The 1,442-nt window shown below is 63.2% G+C and carries 1 protein-coding gene; it reads right to left on the bottom strand.

Features of this window, described 5'->3' with window-relative positions; translation table 11 throughout:
• Positions 1–77: 77 nt before the first annotated feature.
• A partial coding sequence (gene ilvA, locus AC1D1P_RS23280) for a threonine ammonia-lyase, biosynthetic (protein WP_477674627.1) occupies positions 78–1,442 on the bottom strand: 1,365 nt, incomplete at its 5' end.

Below are 1,442 nucleotides of genomic sequence, written 5' to 3' on the forward strand. Positions count from 1 at the left end.
CATGGCGGATGGGCTTGTCGGCTCTACGGTCAGTTTCATGGCGGATGGGCTTGTCGGCTCTACGGTCAGTTTTGCGGTCAGCTCTGCAAGAACAGCCGGTAAACAGGGTTGGCGGTTTCCTCGACGTGAGGGTAGCCCAGCGTGTCCAGGAAATCCTTGAAGGCCTTGTTGTCGGCCTTGGGCACCTGCAGGCCGACCAGGATGCGGCCGTAGTCGGCGCCCTGGTTGCGGTAGTGAAAGAGGCTGATGTTCCAGCCCGGCCGCATGCTGGAGAGGAACTTCATCAGCGCGCCCGGCCGCTCGGGGAAGACGAAGCGCAGCAGGCGCTCGTCTTTGGACAGCGCACTGTGCCCGCCCACCATGTGGCGGATGTGTTCCTTGGCGAGCTCGTCGTGGGTGAGGTCCAGCGTCTTGAAGCCGTGGCGCGAGAAATTGGCGGCGATCTTGCTGCTCTCGCCCTTGGCCGACGTGGTCAAGCCCACAAAGACATGGGCTTTCGCGTCGTCGTTGATGCGATAGTTGAATTCCGTTACGCTGCGCGGCCCGCCGGGCAGCTCGCCAATCACTTCGCAAAAGCGCCGGAAGCTGCCGCGCTCTTCGGGAATCGTCACGGCGAACAGCGCTTCGCGCTCCTCGCCGACTTCGGCGCGCTCGGCGACGAAACGCAGGCGGTCGAAATTCATGTTGGCACCGCACAAGATGGCCGCGTAGGTTTCACCCTTGGTCTTGTGGGTGGCCACATACTGCTTGACAGCTGCCACGGCCATTGCGCCGGACGGCTCGACGATGCTGCGGGTGTCGACGAACACGTCCTTGATAGCGGCGCAGACGGCGTCGGTGTCGACGGTGATGAATTCATCGACCAGTTCGCGGCTGATACGGAAGGTTTCTTCACCCACCAGCTTGACGGCCGTGCCGTCGGCGAAGAGGCCGACGTCGCTCAGGGTCACGCGCTTTTTGGCGTTGACTGACTGCAGCATCGCGTCGGAGTCGTTCATCTGCACGCCGATGACTTTGATCTCGGGCCGCACCGCCTTGATGTAGTTGGCCACGCCGGAGATGAGCCCGCCGCCGCCGATGGCAACAAACACGGCGTCGAGCCGGCTGGAGCCGAGGCTTTGCAGCTGCATGAGGATTTCCATCGCGATCGTGCCCTGACCGGCGATGACGTCCGGGTCGTCAAACGGATGCACGAAAGTCAGGCCCTGCTTTTTCTCGAGCACCACGGCGTGGGCGTAGGCGTCGGAGTAGCTTTCTCCGTGCAGCACGACATTGCCGCCCCAGGCCCTGACGGCGTCGACCTTGAGCTGCGGTGTGGTGGTGGGCATGACGATGACGGCGCGTGTGCCGAGCTTTTGCGCGCTGAGTGCGACGCCTTGGGCATGGTTGCCGGCCGAGGCGCAAATCACGCCTTTTTTGAGCTGTTCGGGGCTCAGGTGAGC

This window comes from Polaromonas sp. P1_E1_2 (genome assembly GCF_056406035.1).